This is a genomic window from Dyadobacter sp. SG02 (assembly GCF_900109045.1).
Taxonomy (GTDB): Bacteria; Bacteroidota; Bacteroidia; order Cytophagales; family Spirosomataceae; genus Dyadobacter.
In genome coordinates, this window is sequence record NZ_FNYL01000011.1 from 33428 (window position 1) to 54585 (window position 21158).

A 21158-nucleotide genomic window follows, 5' to 3' on the forward strand; every position below is an offset into this window, starting at 1 on the left:
CTTAGGCTGACGTCAACGGAAATATAACGAAAAATACCTTTTTATATTCACTAGCGGGTTCAATTCTTTGCCGTAAATCAGGTGGTTACAAAACTCTTTTGCCAGGAAAGGTGCGAGCGTGACGCCCTTTGTACCTAACCCGTTGAAAATAGACACATTAGAAAACTCCGGATGAATACCCATCAACGGCCGCCGGTCACGCACGGAGGGGCGTATGCCCGCCTGAGCGCCCATTAACGTATAACCGGTACTGAGTAAAGCCCGCAATTTGGTTTCCAATTCGTCGATTGCATCGTCCGTAACCGCCCAGTCGAGCGGGTCCCAGGAATAGGTAGCTCCCACTTTCATCCTATTTTCAGCCACCGGCAACGCGAATATTCCCTGATTGATAATGTACGGTTTAACGGGAACGTCCGTAGCAATTTCCAGGATTTGTCCTTTTACGGGTGTAAACGGCAGCCAGTTGAACCAGCTGTTTTCCAATGCAAAAAATCCCTGACAAAAAATGATCGTTTTAAACCGTTTGCCCTGCCATTCGATTCCCTCTTCGGTTCGCAGCAGATCGGTTGCGTCAAAGGTGGTTTCGACATATAAATCCTGTTCCTTAAAATACGCCCTGCTGGCGTCCACCAAAGCTGGCAGGTCAATCCAGCCGGACTGTATTACCTCCAAACCACCGAACTTTGCATTTATATAGGGCAATTCACTTCCGGGATCGGATGTCGCGGCGATATAAGGGCTAATGCCCGGATCAGCAGTTTGCGCCAGATACGTGTTTTGCTCCTCAATGGACCGGAAAGGCCGGTAAATCGGGGTGAGGTGCATTAGTTTACATCCTAACTTCTCTTCCAGGTTTCCGTAAAAGGATTTGGCGTAAGGAAAAAGATCATCGGCCAGCCAGGTCTTGACCAGCTTTTTACCGGTTAATGGATTAAAAATACCCGCGGCAACCCGTGAAGAAGAAGGCTTCGAGGAGTCGCCTACGATTTGGAAGCTTTTGCCCGAATCATGCAAATGCCAGGCAACGGAAGTGCCGCCTATGCCCTGCCCTACTATGAGATATTCGTAGTCAAACTGCTGCATATCAGGCATTATCGGAAGCGCGACGTCTGAGTGACAACCCGATTTGCTCGTCGGCCAGACGCACTACCACTTCCACCTGCTCATCAAGGGTCATAAACGAATTGTCAATATAAATGGCATCCTCGGCCTGCCTGAGCGGGCTTTCAACGCGGGTAGTGTCGATGTAATCACGTGTTTTGAGGTTTTCCAGAATTTCCCCCAAATCGACGATATCTCCTTTTCCCATCAGTTCCAGCTGGCGGCGGTGCGCACGGATCAGCGGATCGGCGGTCATGAAAATCTTCAATTCGGCCTGCGGAAATACGACGGTACCGATGTCGCGGCCGTCCATGACGATGCCTTTTGTTTTACCCATTCGCTGCTGCTGCGCCACCAATGCGTGCCGTACTTCGGCGATGGCGCTTACTTCGCTAACCCTCTCGGAAACATACATTTTCCGGATTTCATCTTCCACATTCAAGCCATTCAGATACGTATCGTTGCGCCCGAGTTCAGGGTGGCGGCGGAAGGAAATGTGCACCTTAGACAATGCATTTTCTACTTCCTTCGGGTTGGTAAGACTTATATGATTCTGGATAAAATACAGTGTAACAGCCCTGTACATCGCGCCGGTGTCGATGTAAGGGTAATTCAATTGCTTGGCGACCAGTTTCGCAGTCGTGGACTTACCACAACTCGAATAACCGTCGATCGCAACGATAATCTTGGGCATATCGGAAAGTGTAATTTTACAGAGCGTAAAAATACATTTTTAAAGCTCATTCCCCGGCTAGCTTCACAAACAAATGTTCGTCCAGAACCTGGTCGTTTTTGGTAATGGCCTTTCGGTGAACGGCTTCGAGTTTGTAACCGGCTTTTTCCAATACCCGCATCGACGCCGGGTTGGTTTCAAATACCCCTGCAAAGAGCCGTGTGATCGTCGTATTCGCAAAAATCCATTCGGTCATTTGCATTACGGCGGCGGTGGTAATATTGAGCCCCCAATAAGGTTCGCCGAGCCAGTAGCCGATCTCGGCATTATTGCGGTGAATGTCTTCCTGGCGCAGCACGCCTATTCCACCTACAAATTCATCATGATAATAGATTGCGCGGTGAAAGCTCTCTCCGCTATGCCGGCCGTTGCAGAAATCGATCCAGTAATGGGCGTCGGAGAGCGTGTAAGGCGAGGGAAAATTGTCCCTCACCTGTGCGACTACATTTTTGTTGTTGGCCAATTGCGCCAGCCTTTCGGCAATATTTCTTGTGAACGGTCTGAGAGTTACCTGTTGGTCCATACAATACTACTCGCCTTCGAGCAGGAAGATCACCATGCTGCGCGCCCCGTGCGCGCCGATGACCAGCGATTGCTCAATATCAGCAGTTTTTGACGGACCTGCAATAAAGCAGCCCCAGCCTAATGTGTCCTGCAAGCGCACGTATGCGTCATGCATATTGTTCACGAGCGCGTTACGCGGGATCACGAACGCGAGGTTTTGGGTAATAAATGGCAATACCCGGTGCGGCAAATACTGGTCGGAAACCCAAACGGCCCCATTTTCCGCCACACCAAACTCGGCCTGCACAATGGCTATCTCTACGGTTTCCAGCTCGTGCGGGTCGGAAACATTGAGGCTGAAATCCGCCCAGGTACTCAATGCGGGAATGGTAGTAGCGCGATTGACCACCTTTCCATAAAGTTCCTCCGCTTTTTGCGCAAGCTCTTCCAGGTCTTTCACCACGATTACTTCGGTGTAAATCAGGCCGAGCATTTCCCGGAATTTGTCTTCGGTATTTTCAAAATCGCTGGCAAAAGTGGTTACCGCCGGCAATGCCGCTTCTTCCGGCTTGTTCTGCCTGATTTTCGCTAATATGCTGTCTCGTGAGCTCATCGTCTAATTTTTTCGGTTACGAACGTACCAGTCCCGGAAACTTTCCTTCGGCGGCTCAGGCATATCGCGTTGTTTGTACCAGGGATTCAATCCGTTATTGACCATAAATGGCATCGCACGCATCACAGTCCTCCCCAGCCTGCCCGACCATTGGTAAAACCGCGGCGCGGCGAGCACAGTCGACATTGCCCGGATGCCTATTTCCTTACTTTTCGGAACATGGCCTTCTTTGGCCAACACCTGCCGCCATTTATACAACTGATCATGAATATCGATTTTCACCGGGCATACATTGGAGCAGCTACCGCATAATGTACTCGCAAACGGGAGATCCGCATTCTTGGTCATATCCAGGTTCGGCGCGAGAATAGAACCGATCGGTCCGGCGACCGCATTATGGTAGCTATGGCCACCGCTTCTCCTGTAAACCGGGCAAGTGTTCATACAAGCCCCGCAGCGGATGCATTTCAGTGAATTCCTGAAATCTTTCCTTCCTAACTGCGTGCTCCGTCCGTTATCCACTATTACAATATGCATTTCCTGCCCCTCCCGAGGCTTTTTGAAATGGCTGCTATATGTGGTAATCGGCTGACCGGTAGCGCTCCTTGCAAGCAGGCGCAGGAAAACGCCTAAATGCTCCTGTTTGGGAATAATCTTCTCAAAACCCATGCAGGCAATGTGAATATCGGCCAAATGCGCGCCCATATCCGCATTTCCTTCGTTGGTAGACACTACAAAACTACCGGTTTCCGCGACGGCGAAGTTGACGCCCGTCAATGCGGCACGGCGGGTTAGAAACTTGTCGCGCAAATGCTGGCGGGCAGCCTCGGTGAGGTATTGCGGATCGGTAGCGCCGGCGTCGGTCCCCAAATGCTCATGGAACAGATCGCCGATATCCTTCTTTTTCAAGTGTATGGCGGGAAGTACGATATGGCTTGGCGGCTCGTTGCGGAGTTGCACAATGCGTTCGCCAAGGTCGGTATCGATCACTTCGATGCCGTTTTTACTGAGGAACTCGTTCATATGGCATTCCTCAGTCAGCATCGACTTGCTTTTCACCATCTTGTCGATCTTATGCTTTTTCAAAAGACCGAGTACGATTTCATTATGCTCCGCCGCATTGGCCGCCCAATGGACCTGCACACCGTTTTCCTTTGCTTTTTGTTCAAAAGAAACCAGCAGCTCGTCGAGGTGCGACAGTACATAATGCTTGATACCCGAAGCAGCTTCGCGAAGCTCCTCCCATTCGGGCAATTGTTTGGATGATTTATCGCGTTTCTGGCGGACAAACCACAGGGTTTCGTCGTGCCAGTTTACGTAAGGTTCGTCTCTGTTGAACACTTCGGAAGCGTCCGCGTGCTCCATTACTGTTTTGGACATAGTGCCTTAACAATTAGATAATGGTATTTAAAGAAGAATAAGATTTGTACTTTTCACATTCGTTGCATTATTTCAAGTTTGCAGTTTGTTTAATAAACAACTTTTTACAAATCGAAAAAATGCTATTTTATTGTACTGCAATATCTTATACTTTTGAATCAACAAAGTTTTTCGATCGGGGCATCGGAGTCTGAATTAAGTTCAGTTTAACTTTTTTTAGACATTTAAATATTAACTCCTATGAAAACCAAAAACACTCTTATTATCGCAGCCTTGACAGGTCTGCTTCTATCAGGATCGGCATTTGCTGCAAATGCCCAGGACAACTTCGCTACTGCGGACAAAACTGAAAACGCTTCTACCAAGCTGACTGTTCTGCAGGTTAAACCATTGCAATTCCGCGTTTCTTATAATAATCCTATTTCAAAAAATGTAGTCGTTCGTATTCTGGACAATGAGAAGAATGTGCTTTTCTCAGAAAACCGTAAAGTTGAGAACAACTACCTGAAATACTTCGATTTGTCAACTTTGATGGACGGTACTTACACGTTCGAAATCACGGATGGTAAAGAGAAGACTGCACAATCGTTTGATATTTTGACTACAACCAGCCGCGTTGTTTCTTCAATTAACTAACAACGGGCGCTTCTCAGATTCCAAACATCCGTAAACTTTGTATAAACCGGGGCTCAATGTATGGGCTCCGGTTTTTGTTTTAGTGCTGCGTTTCCGCATTTCGGCGTTTCGGGGTCGCGGCATTCAGAATTTCCGCAATGTGCTTCACCTGCACATTGGAGTTACCGCGTTTGAGAATGCCGCCCAAATGCATCAGGCAACTCATATCGGAGCCGGTAATGTATTCCGCATTATGCCGGATGTGGTCAGCTACGCGGTCCTTGCCCATTTTCACGGATACCGCTTCTTCGCTCACGCAGAATGTACCGCCGAAACCGCAGCATTCGTCGGTACGGTCCAGGTCGATCAGTTCGATACCTTTCACCTGCTTTAAAAGTGATACCGGTTTCGAGTATGGCGAAGCATTCAATTCCGACATTTGCGACAAATGCAACCCTCGTTGCCCGTGGCAACCCTGATGCAGTCCTACCCGGTGCGGGAATTCGGCCTCAATGGTGTCTATTTTCAGAATATCAGTCAGGAACTCAACCAATTCGTATACTTTCTTGCGGAGTACTTTCGACTCGTCGGCCTTGTTATCGGCCTTCAAATGATCCTTGATATGCAGCACACAGCTACCCGACGGCGATACCACGTAGTCGCAATCTTTGAAAATATCATAAAACAGATTGTCGCACGAGCGTGACAGGTGTTCGAATCCGGAGTTGGCCATCGGCTGGCCGCAGCAGGTCTGATTCAGTGGAAATGTAACTGTACAGCCCAGCTTTTCAAGCAATTCGAGCGTAGCGATCCCTACCTGGGGATAGAACTGATCGACATAGCAGGGAATAAATAATCCGACTTTCCAATTTGAGTAATTCATTTTCTACCAAAATTCAATGGTGGCCTGAATGGGATAGTGATCAGAAACGTCCGGATAATTCCTGATAACCTTGTAGTTTTTGATGCGGACCTTGTTATTGAGCAAGGCAAAAATGTAATCGAGCCGGTCGCCCGGTAAACCCTCGTTCCAGGTCTGCATCTGTGACCCGTGGGCAGCGTCCTGCCACTTCTTACGAAACGAGAAATAAGGCTGTTCGTTCGGTCTGGCACCCATATCCATGCCCAAAAGCACAGGCTGGACGCTATTGACGAGCATTTGATTTATGTAAGCGGCCTGCAATGCACGGTCCATGACGGACGCATATTCAAGCCGGGAGTTGCAAAACCGGAAGGTAACCGACCTCGACAGCCGGATCAATCCGCAAAGCAGCACTTTCGGGTCGGAACCTGGCGTCCGCGGGAGATTGATCGTCTGCGTTTTTTCAAACGGCCAATTCGAAAGTATCCCCACGCCCTGTGTCCCGTTCTCGGCCGTGTCCGCCACCGCGTACGCATAATGCATGCCCGTTTGCGCGGCGATCTGCCTCAACTGGAACTGAACCTTTCCCTTGTCCATCAGGCTGTCGACCGCCTGTAATGCCACAAGATCCGGGTCATTTTCCTTGATTATCCTCAGAATATCCCGCAGGTTCGACTCTTCGTCGTTTTTCAGCCCATGCCGGATGTTGAAACTCATCAACTTCACTTCGACGGCCTGGCGGGGCTGAGACGAAAGCAATGCGAATGATAAAACGAGGATGGATAATGCGTAAAGTAATCTACTCAACCTGTTCGAATGCTAGTTCATACTACGACCTTTATTCTCAGAGGGCAAATATCTGTTCCATTAAAACCCATTTTTCACCGGGTTTTGCAGTGGGTAATGCTTGCTGATATTTCCACATGAGCTGCTCCCATTCCTGCACTTTCGGATTGTCGGCGTCCATTTGGCTTTTTGTTTCAAAACTAAAATCGTCTTCCGTTTCCATGATCATGAAAAGGCGGTTTCCCGTGCGATAAATATCCATTACGGTAATTCCTGCCTCGGTAATGCTCTTGTGAATTTCCGGCTGGATCTTTTTATGGTAACCCTCGTATTCCGCGATCATTTGTGGATCGTCTACCAGGTCCACCGCAAGACAATATCTTTTCATAGTACTATTTAAAAATCGAGATTGTAAAATCTTCTCGCATTGTCTCCCATTACATCACGTACCTCGTCGTCGGAAAACATGCTGAGGTAATCCGTCAGGATTCCTTTCGCGCCTTCGTACTCGCCTGCGACGAGGCATACGGGCCAGTCGGAGCCGTACATAATGCGTTCCGTACCGAATGCTTCGAAAACCACGTCGAGATAAGGTTTAAAGTCGGCCTTCTCCCAATGCTGCCAGGTCGCTTCGGTAACCATGCCCGAGACTTTGCAATGCACGTTCGGCAATTCGGCGAGTCGGCGAATATCGTCTGCCCAGGGCTGCAGTTCCTGCGCTTTGATCAGCGGCTTGGCAATATGGTCCAGCACGAATTGTACATTTGGCAGCTTTACCGCGAAGTTGAATGCTTCTTTCAACTGGTTTTGGTAAATGAGAATGTCGTACGTAAAATCGAATGCGACCAGCGTGCCTACCCCTCTGATAAATTCAGGCTGCAACAGGAAGCCCTCCGGCTGCCCCTGCGCTACGTGGCGGAAACCTTTCAGTTTTTCAAATTGAGAATACCTTTCAAGCTGATCGTACAAATTCTCGGCCCGGAGATCCACCCAGCCTACGACGCCTTTCACGAAGTCGTTCGCCTCGGCCAGATGCAGGAGAAATTCCGTTTCCGAATCGGTCTGCGAAGCCTGCACGGCCACACAGCCGTCTACCTTGTTCGCTTTCAGTACCGGCCACAGGTCCTCCGGCAGAAAATTCCGCCGGATAACCTGCATATCGGGTGTGATCCACGAATCACGCTCTTCGTCAAATATCCAGAAATGCTGGTGGGCGTCGATTACCATATATTAAACGGCCTTCCAGGCAATTGCTTCCTGTTTTTGCGAACCTAGTTTTTCGATACCCAATTCCACGACGTCGCCTGGTTTCAAATAAACCGGCGGCTTCATACCCAATCCCACGCCGGCCGGTGTACCGGTGGTGATCACATCCCCCGGAAGCAGCGTCATGAACTGGCTCAGGTAGCTTACCAGGAAAGGAATCTGGAAAATCATATCGGAGGTATTGCTATCCTGGATTTTCTTGCCATTCAGTTCAAGCCATAGATCGAGGTCATTGGCATTGCCTACTTCGTCGGAAGTGACCAGGTATGGGCCCAGCGGCGCGAAGGTGTCGTTACTTTTACCTTTCACCCATTGTCCGCCGCGCTCCATTTGGAACGCCCGTTCCGAATAGTCGTTGTGGACTGCATAACCAGCCACGTAGTCGAGTGCATTCGCTTCGTCTACATAACTTGTTTTCTTACCAATCACCACTGCCAGTTCCACCTCCCAGTCGGTTTTCTCCGAATTTCTAGGGATAATCACCTGATCAAAAGGCCCGCACAACGCGGATGTCGACTTGAAGAAAATGATCGGCTCTTTCGGCAGCTCCGTTGCACCCGATTCATACGCATGTTTGGCATAGTTCATACCAATGCAGACGATCTTCGAAGGACGCGCAACGCAAGAGCCGTAGCGGAAACCGTCATCCACTTTGGGAGCGGAAGCCGCATGGGTTTCCAGCCAGCTTTGCAGACGGGCGATACCGTCGGTGGCAAAGAATTTCTCGTTGTAATCTTCGCCAAATGCCGAGACATCCAGCTTCGTACCGTCGGCCAATTCTACGCCCGGCTTTTCATTTTCAAATGCACCAAATCGAAAAAGTTTCATAATGTATGGTCTCGCTTCGGGTATGTGGCCGTCGGCAGGGTTAGATTATAGGGTTGTATTAATTGTTCAATTTTTCAAAACCGCCATCGATCAGATAATCGCAGCCGGTGATAAAGCCTGCCTCGTCGGAGCAGAGATACAATGCCAATGCACCGATTTCCTCCGGCTTTGCCATGCGGCCGATAGGCTGCGTTTTCGATAGTTTTTCAAACATTTCCTGTTCTTTGCCAGGGTAATTTTTTGAAATAAATCCATCCACAAAAGGCGTATGCACGCGTGCCGGCGAGATGCTGTTGCAACGGATACCATCCGCCAGATAATCGCGGGCTACCGACAATGTCATGGAATAAACCGCACCTTTTGCAGTAGAATAAGCAAAGCGGTCGGGTATTCCTACTGTTGCGGCGATGGATGCCATGTTCAAAATCACCCCTCCGCCATTCGATTTCAAATGCGGAATAGTCGCTGCAAGGCAGTTGTAGACGCCTTTCACATTGATATTGATCACCCTGTCGAAATCGATCTCCGCGGTTGTATCCGCCTTGCCAATGTGCGCGATCCCGGCATTGTTGACCAGGATATTGATTGGGTGCTGCGTCGCGATGGCGTTGATAATGTTGACGACATCGGCCTGTTTGGAGATGTCCAGTGCGTGTGCCTCAGCTTGTCCGCCTTCCGCGGTGATTTCGCTCACCACCTGATTGGCCAGATCAATATTGAGTTCCAAAATGTGCACATAAGCTCCCTGCTTCGCGAAAGTTTTGGAGATCGCCAATCCGATCCCGCTCGCTCCGCCGGTTACCAGTGCTGTTTTTCCTGTTAGATTGAACATAGTTGGTTGGTCTGGGCCCAAGGCTGAAGCCTTGGGTTAATGATAGTTGTGCTTGTTGCTCCGGATCCGGGGGTTGAAACCCCCGGCAATGGATTTTGGGTTGCTCTGCAATTGCCTCCGGTTGCCCTGTGCTTCGCAAATTTTAATAATTTCAATCAAATCTATTTCCGTCGGTTTCAACCGACGGGCACAGGCGGGGTTGCCCCCGGCAATGGATTTTGGATTGCTCTGCAATTGCCTCCGGTTGCCCTGTGCTTTGCAAATTTTAATAATTTCAATCAAATCTATTTCCGTCGGTTTCAACCGACGGGCACAGGCGGGGTTGCCCCCGGCAATGGATTTTGGATTGCTCTGCAATTACCTCCGGTTGCCCTATGCTTCGCAAATTTTAATAATTTCAATCAAATCTATTTCCGTCGGTTTCAACCGACGGGCACAGGCGAGACACCCCCAACAACTACAGCAAAACGCCCCCTTTCCAGGGAATAAAATCATCCTGGCCGAGCTGCTGCGCTTTGGTCAGCTCGCCGCTGGCTACTTTGATCACATAATCGAGCAATGCTTCGGCATTTTGTTCGATCGTCTGCGTGCCGTCCACAACGGGGCCGCAATCGAAATCGATTACGTCGGGCATGCGTTGGGCAAGCGCCGAGTTGGTGGCCACTTTCGCTACCGGGCAGATCGGGTTGCCTGTCGGGGTGCCGAGGCCGGTGGTGAACAGGATAATGTTCGCTCCTGCCGCCGTTTGGCCCGTGGTCGCTTCCACGTCGTTGCCTGGCGTGCACACGAGGTGCAAACCTGATTCCGTCGCACGTTCGGTGTAATTCAAAACGTCGGAAACGTATGCATTACCGCCTTTCTTGGCTGCTCCTGCGGATTTGATGGCGTCGGTGATCAGTCCGTCCTTGATATTACCCGGCGACGGGTTGAATGCGAATGCCGAACCTACGGCTTCGGCCTTGCCTGCGTAGTCGCGCATGAGTTTTTCAAATTTCGCGGCCTTCTCTTCCGTTACGCAGCGGTTGAGTAGCTCCTGCTCCACCCCGTTCAGTTCAGGGAATTCAGCGAGAAGGGTTTGTCCACCCAATCCTACAACAAGGTCGGAAAGATGTCCAAGTACCGGGTTCGCCGAAATGCCTGAGAAACCATCCGAGCCACCACATTTAAGGCCCACTGAAAGTTTAGACAATGGTGCATCGGAGCGTTCGAACTCATTGATTTTGGTCAAACCCATGAAAGTTTCCTTGATCGCGCCTGACATCAATGAATATTCCGTGCCCTTCTGATGCTCGAATGCAAAGAATGGCTTGTTGAAATGCGGATCGCGTTTGCGGATTTCATCTTCCAGCGTTTTCAGCTCCGAATTCTGGCAACCGAGGCTCAGTACCGTGATACCCGCCACATTGGGATGCACCGCGTAAGCCGCGAAGAGCGAACATAATGTATTCGCATCCAGGCGCGTACCGCCGCATCCGCCCTCGTGTGTAAGGAATTTCACACCATCCACATTCTTGAACGGGCGTTCCGGTTTCCTTTTAGCGGATACCGGAGCGTCTACGAAAGTTTCCAGATTTTTGATCGTGCGCATATCGCCCTGTTGGTACAAATGCAGGAACTCGCGCACCTGGTCGCGGTACATATCGGTTTGCGCGTACCCGAGCTCGCGCTCGAATGCGTCCTTCATGATAAGCACGTTGCGGTTCTCGCAAAAAACGAGGGGTACTACGAGCCAGTAGTTATACGTCCCCACACGGCCGTCTTCGCGATGGTACCCTTTGAATGTCCTGTTTTGCCAGTGGCTTACATCCGGCTGCGTGTATGAATAGGGCTTACGATTGGCAGTACTGTAATCGTGCGCGTCGTGTTTCAGATTGAATGTCGTGATCGGCTCTCCTTTTTTGATCGGCTGCGTGGCCCGTCCCACGAGCACGCCGTACATGATGATCGCACCGCCGGTGTCAATGTCCTCGGTGACGAATTTGTGCTTGGCCGAAACGCCGTATTGAAGATTGTAAATACTCCCCTCGTAGGTCACGTCCGCGCCTGCGGGCTGGTCGCGCAAGGCCACGATGACATTGTCGGAAGGGTGAACTTTCAGGAATTGGGACGCCATATTAATGTTCAGGTGAATGGTAATCTGGTATATTCTTCTGGTTTTCAACGATGCCAAATAGAATATATCAACAAAACAACAGAATTATTTGAATACAATGAACTCAGACATTAGCATTTTTTTCAACTATATTGGCATATATTTCTCTTTAACGGTTTTAACCATGTAATTATTTGTGAAACCGCAGCTACTTAAAGTCCCGAAAGGTTTACAAAAGTCTTTCAGCATCCGCCGCGACGTAGTGCTTTATTTTTACAATCGCTGGCATTACCACCCTGAATTAGAGCTCATTCACATCGAACAGGGCTCCGGCACACAGTTCGTAGGTGATAACATCCGAAGTTTCCAGAGCGGCGACCTGCTGCTGATCGGCCCCAACCTACCGCATTACTGGCGTTGCGATGAAAAGTACTTCCAGCGCGGCAGCCAGCTTTATGCACAGGCTACTGTCGTCCATTTTTCGGAAGAAATTTTTGGTAAAAACTTCCTGGCGCTGCCTGAAAACAAGTCGATCCACGATTTGCTCGTGAAAGCCAGGCTTGGTATGAAGATACTCGGCGAAGGCACTGATAAAGTGAAAACGCTTTTGCACGAACTCCTCAACCAGACCAACGGCAACCCGATCATCGCATTAATGCAAATACTCGAAACCCTGGCCCATTGTGAGGAAATCAATGTGCTCTCCAACACGCAGTACCAGAACGAGTATGACCAGTACGATACGGACCGCATCAACCACATTTACCAGTATTCTATTTCCAACTTCCAGAAAAAGATCTCGATCGAGGAAATCGCCGAAGTCGCCAACATCAGCCCCCATTCGTTTTGCAGGTATTTCAAAAGCCGAAGTCGCAAAACCTACTCCCAATTTCTGCTCGAACTCCGAATCGGCCATGCGTGCAAGCTGTTATCCGAAAGCCGCATTCCGGTAGCGCAGGTTTGTTTCGAAAGCGGTTTCAACAATTTCGCCAACTTCAACAAATACTTCAAACTCCACACGGGTAAGAGCCCGATGCAATACCAGAAAGAATTCCGAAAAATCCCCATTTCAGGCCACTTGCCCACTTTTAATACCACCTTATGAAAGCCAACCTGATCAATATCTTCGAAAAAAGCATTCTGGAAGCCGAAATACATATTTCGGACAAGCATATTTCCAAAATTGAAATCACGGGCCCTGAAAACACTGCCCTACCTTATATATTACCCGGCTTCACGGACGCGCATGTGCACGTGGAAAGCTCGATGCTTACCCCCGCACAGTTCGCCCGGCTGGCTGTGGTACATGGGACGATCGCGACGGTATCCGACCCTCACGAAATCGCGAATGTACTCGGCGTGGAAGGCGTGTATTTCATGATCGAAGATGGCAAACGCGTTCCGTTCAAGTTTTGCTTCGGCGCGCCCTCGTGCGTACCTGCGACAGTTTTTGAAACCGCCGGCGCCGTTGTAGACGCCCGGCAGGTGGGTGAGCTTCTTGCCAGTGGGGATATCGGTTATCTGGCGGAAGTCATGAATTTCCCGGGGGTTTTGAATGAAGATCCCGATATGATGGCGAAAATCAACTGGGCCAAACATTATAATAAGGTGATCGACGGCCACGCGCCGGGCCTGCGCGGCGAGGCCGCAAAGCGATATGCAAGTTTTGGAATCAGTACTGATCACGAATGCTTCACATATGCGGAAGCGCGCGAGAAGATTGACTATGGCGTCAAGATCCTGATCCGTGAGGGCAGCGCTGCGCGAAACTTCGATGCCCTGATCCCGCTGATCGACGAGTTTCCCGGACACATTATGTTCTGTTCCGACGACAAGCATCCCGACAATTTGGTGGAAGGACATATTAATGTACTCGTCAAACGCGCGCTGGCGCTGGGTTACGATCTCTGGAATGTACTGCAAGCCGCCTGCATTAATCCTGTACAGCATTATAGTCTAAATGTAGGATTGCTGCGCGAAGGTGATTCCGCCGATTTTATACTGATAGACAATGTAAATGCATTCAATATCCTCGAAACCCGGATCGACGGCGAACCGGTAGCCACGCAGGGCACGTCGCTAATCCCCGATCTGCGCAGCGCACATCCCAACTATTTTGAATGCGAACGGAAAACTACGGCGGATTTTAAATATCCTGCAAAAAATTCCGAAACGCGGATCAGGGTGATCGAGGCTTTGGATGGTCAATTGGTTACAAATGAATGGATAACGGAAGCGAAAATTGTCGACGGCGCAATAGTACCCGACCTGGAAAAAGACGTATTGAAGGTGACCGTCTTAAACCGTTATTCAGAGGCGCCGCCTGCGGTTGCATTCATTCGTAATTTTGGTTTAAAACACGGAGCATTGGCCTCATCGGTCGCGCATGACTCACACAATATAATAAGTATAGGGTGCGATGACGAGAGCATTGCGCAGGCGGTGAACCTGGTGATCGAGGCCCGGGGTGGATTGTCGGCGGTGAGCGCAGGCGAGGAACATGTGATCGGTTTGCCGATCGCCGGATTGATGACTGACGAAGATGGTTACGAAGTGGCCGAAAGTTACACGAAACTCGACCGCTTCGCGAAGGAAACGCTCGGATCGACATTGAAATCACCATTTATGTCGCTGTCATTCATGGCGTTACTCGTGATACCATCGCTGAAACTGAGCGACAAAGGCCTTTTTGATGGTGAAAACTTCCTATTTACCCCGGTAAGTTTATAGAAAGCTGTGATTTTCGGGAAATAGTATCATTAACCTTTGAAATATAATTTTATGATGAAAATATTTTTAAAATATGTTTTTTTATAAATATATTTACAAGTGTAATAATGACATTATTCACAATCATTCCTAACCCCAATTCCAAATCCTTTCCAAACAATGGCTCACCTACGCTACAAGCAAGAAGAAGAACTCTGTTTTTGGGATCAGTTCAGAAAAGGCGATGAAAATGCCTACGCATGCCTCTACCGCTCTTACGTTCACATTCTTTACCAGTACTGTTCGCAATTCACGATCGACAAGCCTCTTATCAAGGATTGTATCCACGATTTGTTTGTAGAATTATGGAGAAACCGCATGACGCTCGGTGACACCACTTCGGTTCGCTTCTACCTGATGGCCTCCATCAAACGGAAATTGGTCCGCCATTTGAATGCACAGCAAAAGCATACCAGCAACGAAGATATCCCGGTTGAATACTGGCATATCAACACCCCTTCCCACGAAAACCACCTGATTTCGGAAGAGGAATTCGAATCCACCAACCAGCACCTGAATGTAGCCATCAACGGCCTGCCACGCCGCCAGCGCGAGGCGATCTTCCTCAAATTCTACATGAACCTTAACAATCACGAGATCGCAGATTTGATGAAAATAAATATACAATCGGTATATAACCTGGTTTTTGGTGCATTGGGTAACCTGAAAAAACAGATGACACTGGACAGGCTGACTTTTTGATAGTCGTCTGTTTAAACGTTTAAATACATTCTCGGAAAGCGCGGCGAACCAGGCCGCGCTTTTTTTGTGTTAAATTTACCTTACATTAACAGGCTAGATTCCGACACTTCACCTATGAACCAGATGACCACGCCCCTCGCCGAACGCCTCCGTCCCCGGACGCTGGACGATTTTGTGGGGCAGGAAAAACTACTCGGCCCGAAAGGACCGTTAAGGCGCGCCATTTTACAGAATGCTATTCCCTCGATGATCTTCTGGGGACCTCCCGGCGTGGGGAAAACGACCCTCGCATTGCTCATCGCGGAAACCACCAAACGGCAGTTCTACAACCTCAGCGCCATCAGCTCGGGTGTGAAGGATTTACGCGAAGTACTGGCGAGGCCGTCAGGTTTGTTCCCGGCCATTCTTTTTATTGACGAAATTCACCGTTACAACAAAAGTCAGCAGGACGCATTGCTCGGTGCGGTGGAAAAAGGACAGGTGACATTGATCGGCGCCACGACCGAAAACCCGTCGTTCGAGATCAATTCCGCATTGTTGTCGCGTTGCCAGGTATATATTCTCGAAGCATTTGGTGAAAAGGAATTGAAAGGCCTCATTGCCCGTGCTTTGGAAAAAGACCCATGGCTGAAAGAAAGGAATATCAAATTTGCTTCCTATGATGCATTGCTGCGCCTCTCCGGCGGCGACGGCCGTAAGTTACTGAACCTGCTCGAACTGGTAGTATTGGGTAAAGGCGAAGCGAAAAAAATCGAAATCACCGACGAATGGGTTACCGAGGTGGCGCAACAGAACATTGCGCGTTATGATAAATCGGGGGAGCAGCATTATGACATTATTTCGGCGTTCATCAAATCACTTCGCGGCAGCGACCCGAATGGCGCGGTTTACTGGATGGCGCGGATGATCGTCGCGGGTGAAGATCCGTCGTTCATTGCCCGCAGAATGCTGATCATGGCTTCGGAAGACATCGGTAACGCCAACCCGACGGCGATGATCATGGCCAATGCTTGCATGCAGGCGGTGAATGTGGTCGGCTACCCCGAATGTCGCATTATCCTTTCCCAAACGGCGGTTTACCTCGCCACGTCGCCGAAAAGCAATGCGAGCTACATGGCGATCGGCGAGGCTATCGAGGCGGCCACGCGTACCGCGCACCTGCCCGTGCCCCTGCACCTGCGTAATGCACCTACGAAGCTGATGAAGCAGATCGGTTATGGGAAAGATTACAAGTATTCACACGATTTTGAAGGGAATTTCGCCAGGCAGGATTTTCTGCCGGACGAATTGAAAGGCACCAAATTCTTCGAGCCGGGAAGAAATGCGCGCGAAGAAGAGATTCGCAAAAAGCTGCAACACTGGTGGGGCGACTGGTACGGTTACTGACCGTCGCGTTGCGTGCGCTTCTCTTCGAACTTCTCAAAAGAGAGATTGGGCGTGGATACGTCCGGCTTGGATACGTCAATATCCTCGTTTTCAACCGGTTTTGCAAGATCATTTTTTAGTTTCTCGGCCAGTTTACGGAGGTTCTCGTCGGTTTCCATCCTTTGTACATAATCGGAAAGCGACTCCGCCCCGGGGGTACCGGCGGCATTATCGGGATCGATCGTATCGGCGTTTAGCTGTTCCATAGTTGAGTTGAAATGAATGTTCACGCGCTAATGTACAGGCTTACTGAACAATGCTCCCGTAAAGGAGCAAACTTTCCGGAATATTGCAAGCGATGCCGGCGCAAAATATTCCTAATACCATTAACTTGCTGAAAATGACGAATCACCTTTATATGATCCCTGAAAGTATTTCCCTCATTGATAGACAACTGCTAATCAACCAATGTAGAATCCTCTCCGTCATTGGGAACGAAAAAGAACGCGAACTTTACGAAAAGAGGATTGAAATACTCGAAAAAGGCTATACCGGTCTTTATCCCAAGGTATTCAATAACCTGTATGAAGAGGTTCCCCTGAGCGTCTACAACGAAATTTCCGACATCATGAAGATGTACAGCCGCATCAACGACTCCATTCGATTGTTACCGGAAGCCGATAAAGAGTTACTGGATCTGGCGTCGCTCGAATTCGAAGGATTCGATCAGGATAGCGGAATGCATTATTATATGATGTCATATCTGGTCGACCGGATGGATGAGCACGGCGAGTACAAAGGCCGTGAATTAAAGTCTCATAAAAGCAATTCACTGATTAAATACAACCGCATGCTTTCCATCTATTTCGATTACGAAAATGCGGAAAAGCGGCAATATTCAGCGCTGGATTTACAAAAGTTCATCGACCAGGTCCGAGCGATAGTAGTTGATACTCAGGCATGATACGTAACCGCGAACCGAATAGTAAAAACATATTATCCAACGGCTACAAAAAATATTATTTCGTAAACAAAAAACAATGTTTTGAATAAAGAAATCATTAAGTTTGTATCGAAAACCCGTCAAACGGTTTTCAATAACGTTGAGTAAAATCAGACATCCCGGTTACTTTGTAATTGGGATGTTTTTTTATACTCCTGCTTAATGAAGCTGCATTTTACGAACCCTGTTGGCGTTGCGTTTGAGGAACAAGCGGTCGCTCAGGGAATAGCGGGCATTAGCGCTGCGCGTTTTCAAGTCGAACACAAGCCAGAACCCACCGGCCGCCGCGCCAAAAAGAGCGATCATCGCCAGAACCGGCGCGATATTGTAGAGATTTTGAAGTAACTGTGCCATAGTATCCGCTGTCAGTCAGGTTTGGCGGATAAACTTAAAAAATCGTACCAGCCAGGCACAATTGCCGCACGGTTACTATCTTGCGCTGAGGACTTTTACATTACACCCCACTACCGCATTATTGACGTAACCAACGCTCAGATCGGATATTTTCGTGGATTTCTTTGCCGGGATCGGCTTTTTGATGGTGACGACCTTCGAAGTCACCACGGCCTGTACGTCGTTGAGGTATTTAAATTCCACTTCCACACTTTTCACCGTTGTTGCTGATGTGTTTTCAATCACCATATTGTGGATCGCAAGCCCGCCAACCTGGTGCCATTCGTTGCTGGTTACCAGTATTTGAGCAGCCAGCTCCTCCGACCGCCCCATGCTGATCTGCAGGGAATCACCGGAGTTCAGCACTTTTGTTTCGGTCTTCACCGGTTCCTTCCGTTTCAGGAAGTCGAGTTGCTTATAGTAGTACAGAATATAAATGAAGGCGCAAACGGGGATAATCGCGCTGGCCCATTTCAATGCCGGAATCAGGACCTTTTTAAACTTGCTTTTTCTACCTCTTTTGCTGGGCATAATTAAAATAACGTTGGTAATCGGGATACTTTAAAGTTTCAAAGATACCGCTCTGCCGGTTCAAAAAAAGTAGTTGGTTCCGCTTTTTGGAATTCGGCTGATAAAAAACAAACCGCTGGCATATGCCAGCGGTTTGCCCGTGTATCGTGTGGACAGGACTTACTGTCTTACAAATCGCTGTGTGCTCACAGTACCGTCGGTATGTGTAACCTGTACTACATACGCACCCGCTACGAGGTTGCGTGCGCTGATGCCCGAAAGCAATGCGTTGGAAGCTTCGAATACCACCTTACCAGCGACATTCACCACTTTCACCTGGCTCACTTTGCTCCAATCGCCCACGTTGAACGTCAGGTTTTGCGACGCACTTACCGGGTTAGGATAAACCAGCGCGACGCCGTTGAAATTCAGATTTTCGATGCGGCTGTATGCGAATGTCTCATCCAGATCGACCATTTTCAGACGGTAGTAGTTATCGCCTCTCAAAGGTGATGCATCCGTAAATGAATAATACTGGTTCACGTTGCTTTCCTTGTGGGAAGCCAAAGAGCCGATTTTTACCCAGTTTTTACCATTCTGGCTACGCTCGATATCGAAACGGTCGCTGTTGGTTTCTTCCGAAGTCGCCCACGACAGGGAGGCTGTCTGACCTTCCGATTGGGCCTTGAAGCTAATCAGCGTAACCGGCAGCGCATTTTCGATTACCAGGGTGAAGGATGTTACGCCTGTCTGACCAAACTGGTTTGTAGCCTGAACATCAAAGTTATACGTACCGTTCTGTCCCGGGGTAGGAGTACCGGAGAAAGTACCGTTAGGATTCAGGGTTACCGTGTTTGGCAAAGTCCCTGCCAGCGTACGGCCGCCTGGTGCCGATACCTGGTACAATGCATAAGTATAGTCTGTTGGCAACCCGCACTGGATACTGAAACTTCCCGAACCGCCGCTCTGCGCGCCGAAAAGGTTCGAGCTCAAAGCATCACCCACACGGCCCGCCGACACTGTACCACCGGCGAAAGATACCGGAGGGCGTGACGCCAGCTCGTGGATACGCAAGCCTGTAAACAAGTTGATGTTCAAACCTGTGGTGGATGTAACTACTACCCTGTCGAAAGCACCGCCTGGTGTGAATCGTACCGGGGTCAGCGCATCAGCATTGAAAAGGCCCAGCAAATCGAGCGACAAAAGGCTCGTCAGACTTCGTGGAGCACCCACAGGCGTTGGACCGAGATATGCCTGGAATGAGATATTGTCCAGAACTGCCACGTTCGCCAATGCGGGAGGGCGGGAAACGATCGCCGTCAGTTCATTGTTAGCCGCCGATTCTTTAGCCAGATAAAATGTCTCGGAAACGGAAGTTATGGCTGACACAGCACCATTTTGAAGCAATGCGAAGTTGGCTAGACTAATAACACCGTCGACTGCCCTTTCAGGATTTTGCAATGTGGGTGTCAAAGCCAGACCAACAATGCCTGTCGCCTGAGGATTAAGTCCTGAGAACCCGTAAGAGATCTGCTCACACGGGGTGAACGTAGCATTTTGATAAGAGATAACGCCGTCTACCTTAAGATTGAGGCTTCCAAGCGCTATTGGCAGCGCACCTCCGTAGTTGCCCAGGTCAAGCTTGATCGAGATCGTGCTGAATGCTGCTGACGATGTAACCGCGATATAGACATTGTTTGCGCCATCTTTCACCAACGTGCTTTGCGGCGTACCTGCGTCTGTCGTCACATTAATCGTATTGGAAGTAAGTAACCCGAGAAGGTTCACCAGTTCACCGAGGTTGATCGAAATCCCATCCACCGTAGGTAATTCGATCTTTACATAAGCTCTTTTATTCGCTGGAATCGGGTTGGGCATGGTAAGATTCAGCGTAGCGGTGCCGGTTACTTTCACAGCCGTCACAACAATACCCGATGATGTCAGGGTAGCATAGTTGTTATCGGGCGCGCCTGTTGCATTTGCTGCTCCTGTGATGGTACCCGGTGCTGTAACAAATAAGAGCTCGCCCGTAGTTGTAGAACTGGTTTGACCATTCGCGTACTCAGTCTGCGCATAGGAATTGAGAGAACACCCAGCAACCATGGTTGCTACTGCCAGGCCGCGGTGAAACCGCGACGATGCCAACTTTTTAATTAAATAGCCGATAGAACTTTTCATAGTGATAGAAATTTAGAATAGAGATAAACCGTTATGTGACAAATAGAACATAAGTGCAAGAAATTCAATTAGTTATAACAAAAACATCCTTATCCCGGCAGAGCCGGTAGCGTGGGCGAATACAATGTGGTGCCCCGTCGGTGAACGTTCGCTTGCATATATACGCAGGAGCGCCCGATGGTCTTTCTTGTGAAGGTGTCGCGTCTAACGAATTGCCGGATGGCCGGTCAAGAGAGATGAGTAAATATGCTCGGGATTATTATTTGAAATGGTTTAGTGTTGATGATTTAAGAAAGTGGGTTAAATCGCGTATGTCAACTTAGTTATACTATATTCTCAAACTAGATAGTACTTATTTGCAAATGTATCTATAAAAGCATCAAAATAAACCCACATATTTTTAGTATGATTGCACCCCCAAAAAATTAGGGGAGTCAAATTAATTTTATCTACGTAATAATTGTAAATTCACACGGAGCAACAGCCGGGAAATAAGTAATACTCTCCGTTTAATGGCCACATCCCACTGTGTTCGAGTATTTTATGTAGTACGATCTTTATATTAAAAAGCGGCACATATTTTCAAACGCCAACTCTTTTCGCAATGAAAGTCAAATGATTGAATT

The 21158-nt window shown here is 48.9% G+C and carries 23 protein-coding genes; 7 read left to right on the forward strand and 16 right to left on the reverse strand.

What is annotated here, in order from left to right; all coding sequences use genetic code 11:
- Positions 1 to 12: 12 nt before the first annotated feature.
- From BMW93_RS23730 to BMW93_RS23750, 5 genes are read right to left on the reverse strand one after another with little or no spacing between them, the layout of a single operon-like run.
- Positions 13 to 1083 carry an FAD-binding oxidoreductase gene (locus BMW93_RS23730; protein WP_090382684.1) on the reverse strand — a complete coding sequence of 357 codons (1071 nt, stop codon included), beginning with the start codon at positions 1081 to 1083 and terminating at the stop codon, positions 13 to 15.
- A 1-nt stretch (position 1084) separates the two neighbouring features.
- Positions 1085 to 1795 (reverse strand): (d)CMP kinase, encoded by a 711-nt coding sequence (gene cmk / locus BMW93_RS23735; RefSeq protein WP_090382224.1) that lies wholly within the window; start codon positions 1793 to 1795, stop codon positions 1085 to 1087.
- A gap of 46 nt (positions 1796 to 1841) precedes the next feature.
- Positions 1842 to 2357: a GNAT family N-acetyltransferase gene (locus BMW93_RS23740; RefSeq protein WP_090382226.1), complete on the reverse strand. Its 516-nt coding sequence runs from the start codon at positions 2355 to 2357 to the stop codon at positions 1842 to 1844.
- A gap of 6 nt (positions 2358 to 2363) precedes the next feature.
- The gene (locus BMW93_RS23745) at positions 2364 to 2951 is read right to left on the reverse strand and encodes an LUD domain-containing protein (RefSeq protein WP_090382228.1); all 588 of its coding nucleotides are present in this window, start codon (positions 2949 to 2951) and stop codon (positions 2364 to 2366) included.
- A gap of 3 nt (positions 2952 to 2954) precedes the next feature.
- The gene (locus tag BMW93_RS23750) at positions 2955 to 4331 is read right to left on the reverse strand and encodes a lactate utilization protein B (RefSeq protein ID WP_090382231.1); all 1377 of its coding nucleotides are present in this window, start codon (positions 4329 to 4331) and stop codon (positions 2955 to 2957) included.
- Between the two features lie 240 nt (positions 4332 to 4571).
- Between BMW93_RS23750 and BMW93_RS23755 the strand changes: the two genes are divergently transcribed.
- Positions 4572 to 4967, forward strand: a complete 396-nt coding sequence (locus BMW93_RS23755) for a hypothetical protein (protein WP_090382233.1) — start codon at positions 4572 to 4574, stop codon at positions 4965 to 4967.
- 79 nt (positions 4968 to 5046) lie between these two features.
- Here the strand turns inward: BMW93_RS23755 and BMW93_RS23760 are convergent, their stop codons facing one another.
- From BMW93_RS23760 to BMW93_RS23785, 6 genes are read right to left on the reverse strand one after another with little or no spacing between them, the layout of a single operon-like run.
- Entirely contained in the window at positions 5047 to 5829 is a 783-nt protein-coding gene (locus BMW93_RS23760) for a (Fe-S)-binding protein (RefSeq protein WP_090382239.1), read from the reverse strand.
- Positions 5830 to 5832: 3 nt separating this feature from the next.
- A complete protein-coding gene (locus BMW93_RS23765) occupies positions 5833 to 6615 on the reverse strand; it encodes an endonuclease/exonuclease/phosphatase family protein (protein WP_229240739.1) in 783 nt (260 codons plus the stop codon).
- 37 nt (positions 6616 to 6652) lie between these two features.
- Positions 6653 to 6982, reverse strand: coding sequence for an L-rhamnose mutarotase (locus tag BMW93_RS23770; RefSeq protein ID WP_090382241.1), 330 nt, complete (start codon positions 6980 to 6982; stop codon positions 6653 to 6655).
- A gap of 8 nt (positions 6983 to 6990) precedes the next feature.
- Positions 6991 to 7821 (reverse strand): amidohydrolase, encoded by an 831-nt coding sequence (locus BMW93_RS23775; protein WP_090382245.1) that lies wholly within the window; start codon positions 7819 to 7821, stop codon positions 6991 to 6993.
- 3 nt (positions 7822 to 7824) lie between these two features.
- The gene (locus BMW93_RS23780) at positions 7825 to 8688 is read right to left on the reverse strand and encodes a fumarylacetoacetate hydrolase family protein (RefSeq protein WP_090382247.1); all 864 of its coding nucleotides are present in this window, start codon (positions 8686 to 8688) and stop codon (positions 7825 to 7827) included.
- Between the two features lie 58 nt (positions 8689 to 8746).
- Positions 8747 to 9520 carry an SDR family NAD(P)-dependent oxidoreductase gene (locus BMW93_RS23785; RefSeq protein ID WP_090382250.1) on the reverse strand — a complete coding sequence of 258 codons (774 nt, stop codon included), beginning with the start codon at positions 9518 to 9520 and terminating at the stop codon, positions 8747 to 8749.
- Between the two features lie 39 nt (positions 9521 to 9559).
- Here BMW93_RS23785 and BMW93_RS35255 point away from each other — a divergent pair, with 39 nt between their 5' ends.
- Complete coding sequence (locus BMW93_RS35255) at positions 9560 to 10009, forward strand: hypothetical protein (protein WP_143061714.1); 450 nt, start codon at positions 9560 to 9562, stop codon at positions 10007 to 10009.
- Here the strand turns inward: BMW93_RS35255 and BMW93_RS23795 are convergent.
- Entirely contained in the window at positions 9978 to 11633 is a 1656-nt protein-coding gene (locus BMW93_RS23795) for a UxaA family hydrolase (RefSeq protein ID WP_090382688.1), read from the reverse strand. The two genes, BMW93_RS35255 and BMW93_RS23795, sit on opposite strands and share 32 nt — an antisense overlap.
- Positions 11634 to 11808: 175 nt before the next feature.
- Between BMW93_RS23795 and BMW93_RS23800 the strand changes: the two genes are divergently transcribed.
- From BMW93_RS23800 to BMW93_RS23815, 4 genes are all read left to right on the forward strand, one after another.
- Entirely contained in the window at positions 11809 to 12717 is a 909-nt protein-coding gene (locus BMW93_RS23800; RefSeq protein WP_090382255.1) for an AraC family transcriptional regulator, read from the forward strand.
- Positions 12714 to 14342: an adenine deaminase gene (gene ade, locus BMW93_RS23805; protein WP_090382257.1), complete on the forward strand. Its 1629-nt coding sequence runs from the start codon at positions 12714 to 12716 to the stop codon at positions 14340 to 14342. Before BMW93_RS23800 ends, ade begins: the two co-directional genes overlap by 4 nt.
- A 159-nt stretch (positions 14343 to 14501) precedes the next feature.
- Positions 14502 to 15083, forward strand: coding sequence for an RNA polymerase sigma factor (locus BMW93_RS23810; RefSeq protein ID WP_015815162.1), 582 nt, complete (start codon positions 14502 to 14504; stop codon positions 15081 to 15083).
- Positions 15084 to 15197: 114 nt separating this feature from the next.
- Positions 15198 to 16469, forward strand: coding sequence for a replication-associated recombination protein A (locus BMW93_RS23815; RefSeq protein ID WP_090382260.1), 1272 nt, complete (start codon positions 15198 to 15200; stop codon positions 16467 to 16469).
- Here BMW93_RS23815 and BMW93_RS23820 read toward each other — a convergent pair.
- Positions 16463 to 16714 (reverse strand): hypothetical protein, encoded by a 252-nt coding sequence (locus tag BMW93_RS23820; RefSeq protein WP_090382262.1) that lies wholly within the window; start codon positions 16712 to 16714, stop codon positions 16463 to 16465. The two genes, BMW93_RS23815 and BMW93_RS23820, sit on opposite strands and share 7 nt — an antisense overlap.
- Before the next feature lie 134 nt (positions 16715 to 16848).
- Here BMW93_RS23820 and BMW93_RS23825 point away from each other — a divergent pair, with 134 nt between their 5' ends.
- Complete coding sequence (locus BMW93_RS23825; RefSeq protein ID WP_229240741.1) at positions 16849 to 17412, forward strand: YfbU family protein; 564 nt, start codon at positions 16849 to 16851, stop codon at positions 17410 to 17412.
- 198 nt (positions 17413 to 17610) lie between these two features.
- Here the strand turns inward: BMW93_RS23825 and BMW93_RS23830 are convergent, their stop codons facing one another.
- From BMW93_RS23830 to BMW93_RS23840, 3 genes are all read right to left on the reverse strand, one after another.
- Positions 17611 to 17805: a hypothetical protein gene (locus BMW93_RS23830; protein WP_090382264.1), complete on the reverse strand. Its 195-nt coding sequence runs from the start codon at positions 17803 to 17805 to the stop codon at positions 17611 to 17613.
- A 75-nt stretch (positions 17806 to 17880) separates the two neighbouring features.
- Positions 17881 to 18375: a hypothetical protein gene (locus BMW93_RS23835; protein ID WP_090382267.1), complete on the reverse strand. Its 495-nt coding sequence runs from the start codon at positions 18373 to 18375 to the stop codon at positions 17881 to 17883.
- A gap of 159 nt (positions 18376 to 18534) precedes the next feature.
- Positions 18535 to 20532 carry a T9SS type A sorting domain-containing protein gene (locus tag BMW93_RS23840; protein WP_090382269.1) on the reverse strand — a complete coding sequence of 666 codons (1998 nt, stop codon included), beginning with the start codon at positions 20530 to 20532 and terminating at the stop codon, positions 18535 to 18537.
- Between the last annotated feature and the right edge of the window lie 626 nt (positions 20533 to 21158).

Excerpts from the sequence above, each read along its gene's own strand:
- BMW93_RS23750 (WP_090382231.1), bottom strand. The coding sequence starts at position 4,331 with ATGTCCAAAACAGTAATGGAGCACGCGGACGCTTCCGAAGTGTTCAAC.
- ade (WP_090382257.1), top strand. The coding sequence starts at position 12,714 with ATGAAAGCCAACCTGATCAATATCTTCGAAAAAAGCATTCTGGAAGCC.
- BMW93_RS23795 (WP_090382688.1), bottom strand. The coding sequence starts at position 11,633 with ATGGCGTCCCAATTCCTGAAAGTTCACCCTTCCGACAATGTCATCGTG.
- cmk (WP_090382224.1), bottom strand. The coding sequence starts at position 1,795 with ATGCCCAAGATTATCGTTGCGATCGACGGTTATTCGAGTTGTGGTAAG.
- BMW93_RS23840 (WP_090382269.1), bottom strand. The coding sequence starts at position 20,532 with ATGAAAAGTTCTATCGGCTATTTAATTAAAAAGTTGGCATCGTCGCGG.
- BMW93_RS23830 (WP_090382264.1), bottom strand. The coding sequence starts at position 17,805 with ATGGCACAGTTACTTCAAAATCTCTACAATATCGCGCCGGTTCTGGCG.
- BMW93_RS23745 (WP_090382228.1), bottom strand. The coding sequence starts at position 2,951 with ATGAGCTCACGAGACAGCATATTAGCGAAAATCAGGCAGAACAAGCCG.
- BMW93_RS23730 (WP_090382684.1), bottom strand. The coding sequence starts at position 1,083 with ATGCAGCAGTTTGACTACGAATATCTCATAGTAGGGCAGGGCATAGGC.
- BMW93_RS23820 (WP_090382262.1), bottom strand. The coding sequence starts at position 16,714 with ATGGAACAGCTAAACGCCGATACGATCGATCCCGATAATGCCGCCGGT.
- BMW93_RS23775 (WP_090382245.1), bottom strand. The coding sequence starts at position 7,821 with ATGGTAATCGACGCCCACCAGCATTTCTGGATATTTGACGAAGAGCGT.
- BMW93_RS23770 (WP_090382241.1), bottom strand. The coding sequence starts at position 6,982 with ATGAAAAGATATTGTCTTGCGGTGGACCTGGTAGACGATCCACAAATG.
- BMW93_RS23740 (WP_090382226.1), bottom strand. The coding sequence starts at position 2,357 with ATGGACCAACAGGTAACTCTCAGACCGTTCACAAGAAATATTGCCGAA.
- BMW93_RS23760 (WP_090382239.1), bottom strand. The coding sequence starts at position 5,829 with ATGAATTACTCAAATTGGAAAGTCGGATTATTTATTCCCTGCTATGTC.
- BMW93_RS35255 (WP_143061714.1), top strand. The coding sequence starts at position 9,560 with ATGATAGTTGTGCTTGTTGCTCCGGATCCGGGGGTTGAAACCCCCGGC.
- BMW93_RS23810 (WP_015815162.1), top strand. The coding sequence starts at position 14,502 with ATGGCTCACCTACGCTACAAGCAAGAAGAAGAACTCTGTTTTTGGGAT.
- BMW93_RS23815 (WP_090382260.1), top strand. The coding sequence starts at position 15,198 with ATGAACCAGATGACCACGCCCCTCGCCGAACGCCTCCGTCCCCGGACG.
- BMW93_RS23780 (WP_090382247.1), bottom strand. The coding sequence starts at position 8,688 with ATGAAACTTTTTCGATTTGGTGCATTTGAAAATGAAAAGCCGGGCGTA.
- BMW93_RS23825 (WP_229240741.1), top strand. The coding sequence starts at position 16,849 with ATGACGAATCACCTTTATATGATCCCTGAAAGTATTTCCCTCATTGAT.
- BMW93_RS23835 (WP_090382267.1), bottom strand. The coding sequence starts at position 18,375 with ATGCCCAGCAAAAGAGGTAGAAAAAGCAAGTTTAAAAAGGTCCTGATT.
- BMW93_RS23755 (WP_090382233.1), top strand. The coding sequence starts at position 4,572 with ATGAAAACCAAAAACACTCTTATTATCGCAGCCTTGACAGGTCTGCTT.
- BMW93_RS23785 (WP_090382250.1), bottom strand. The coding sequence starts at position 9,520 with ATGTTCAATCTAACAGGAAAAACAGCACTGGTAACCGGCGGAGCGAGC.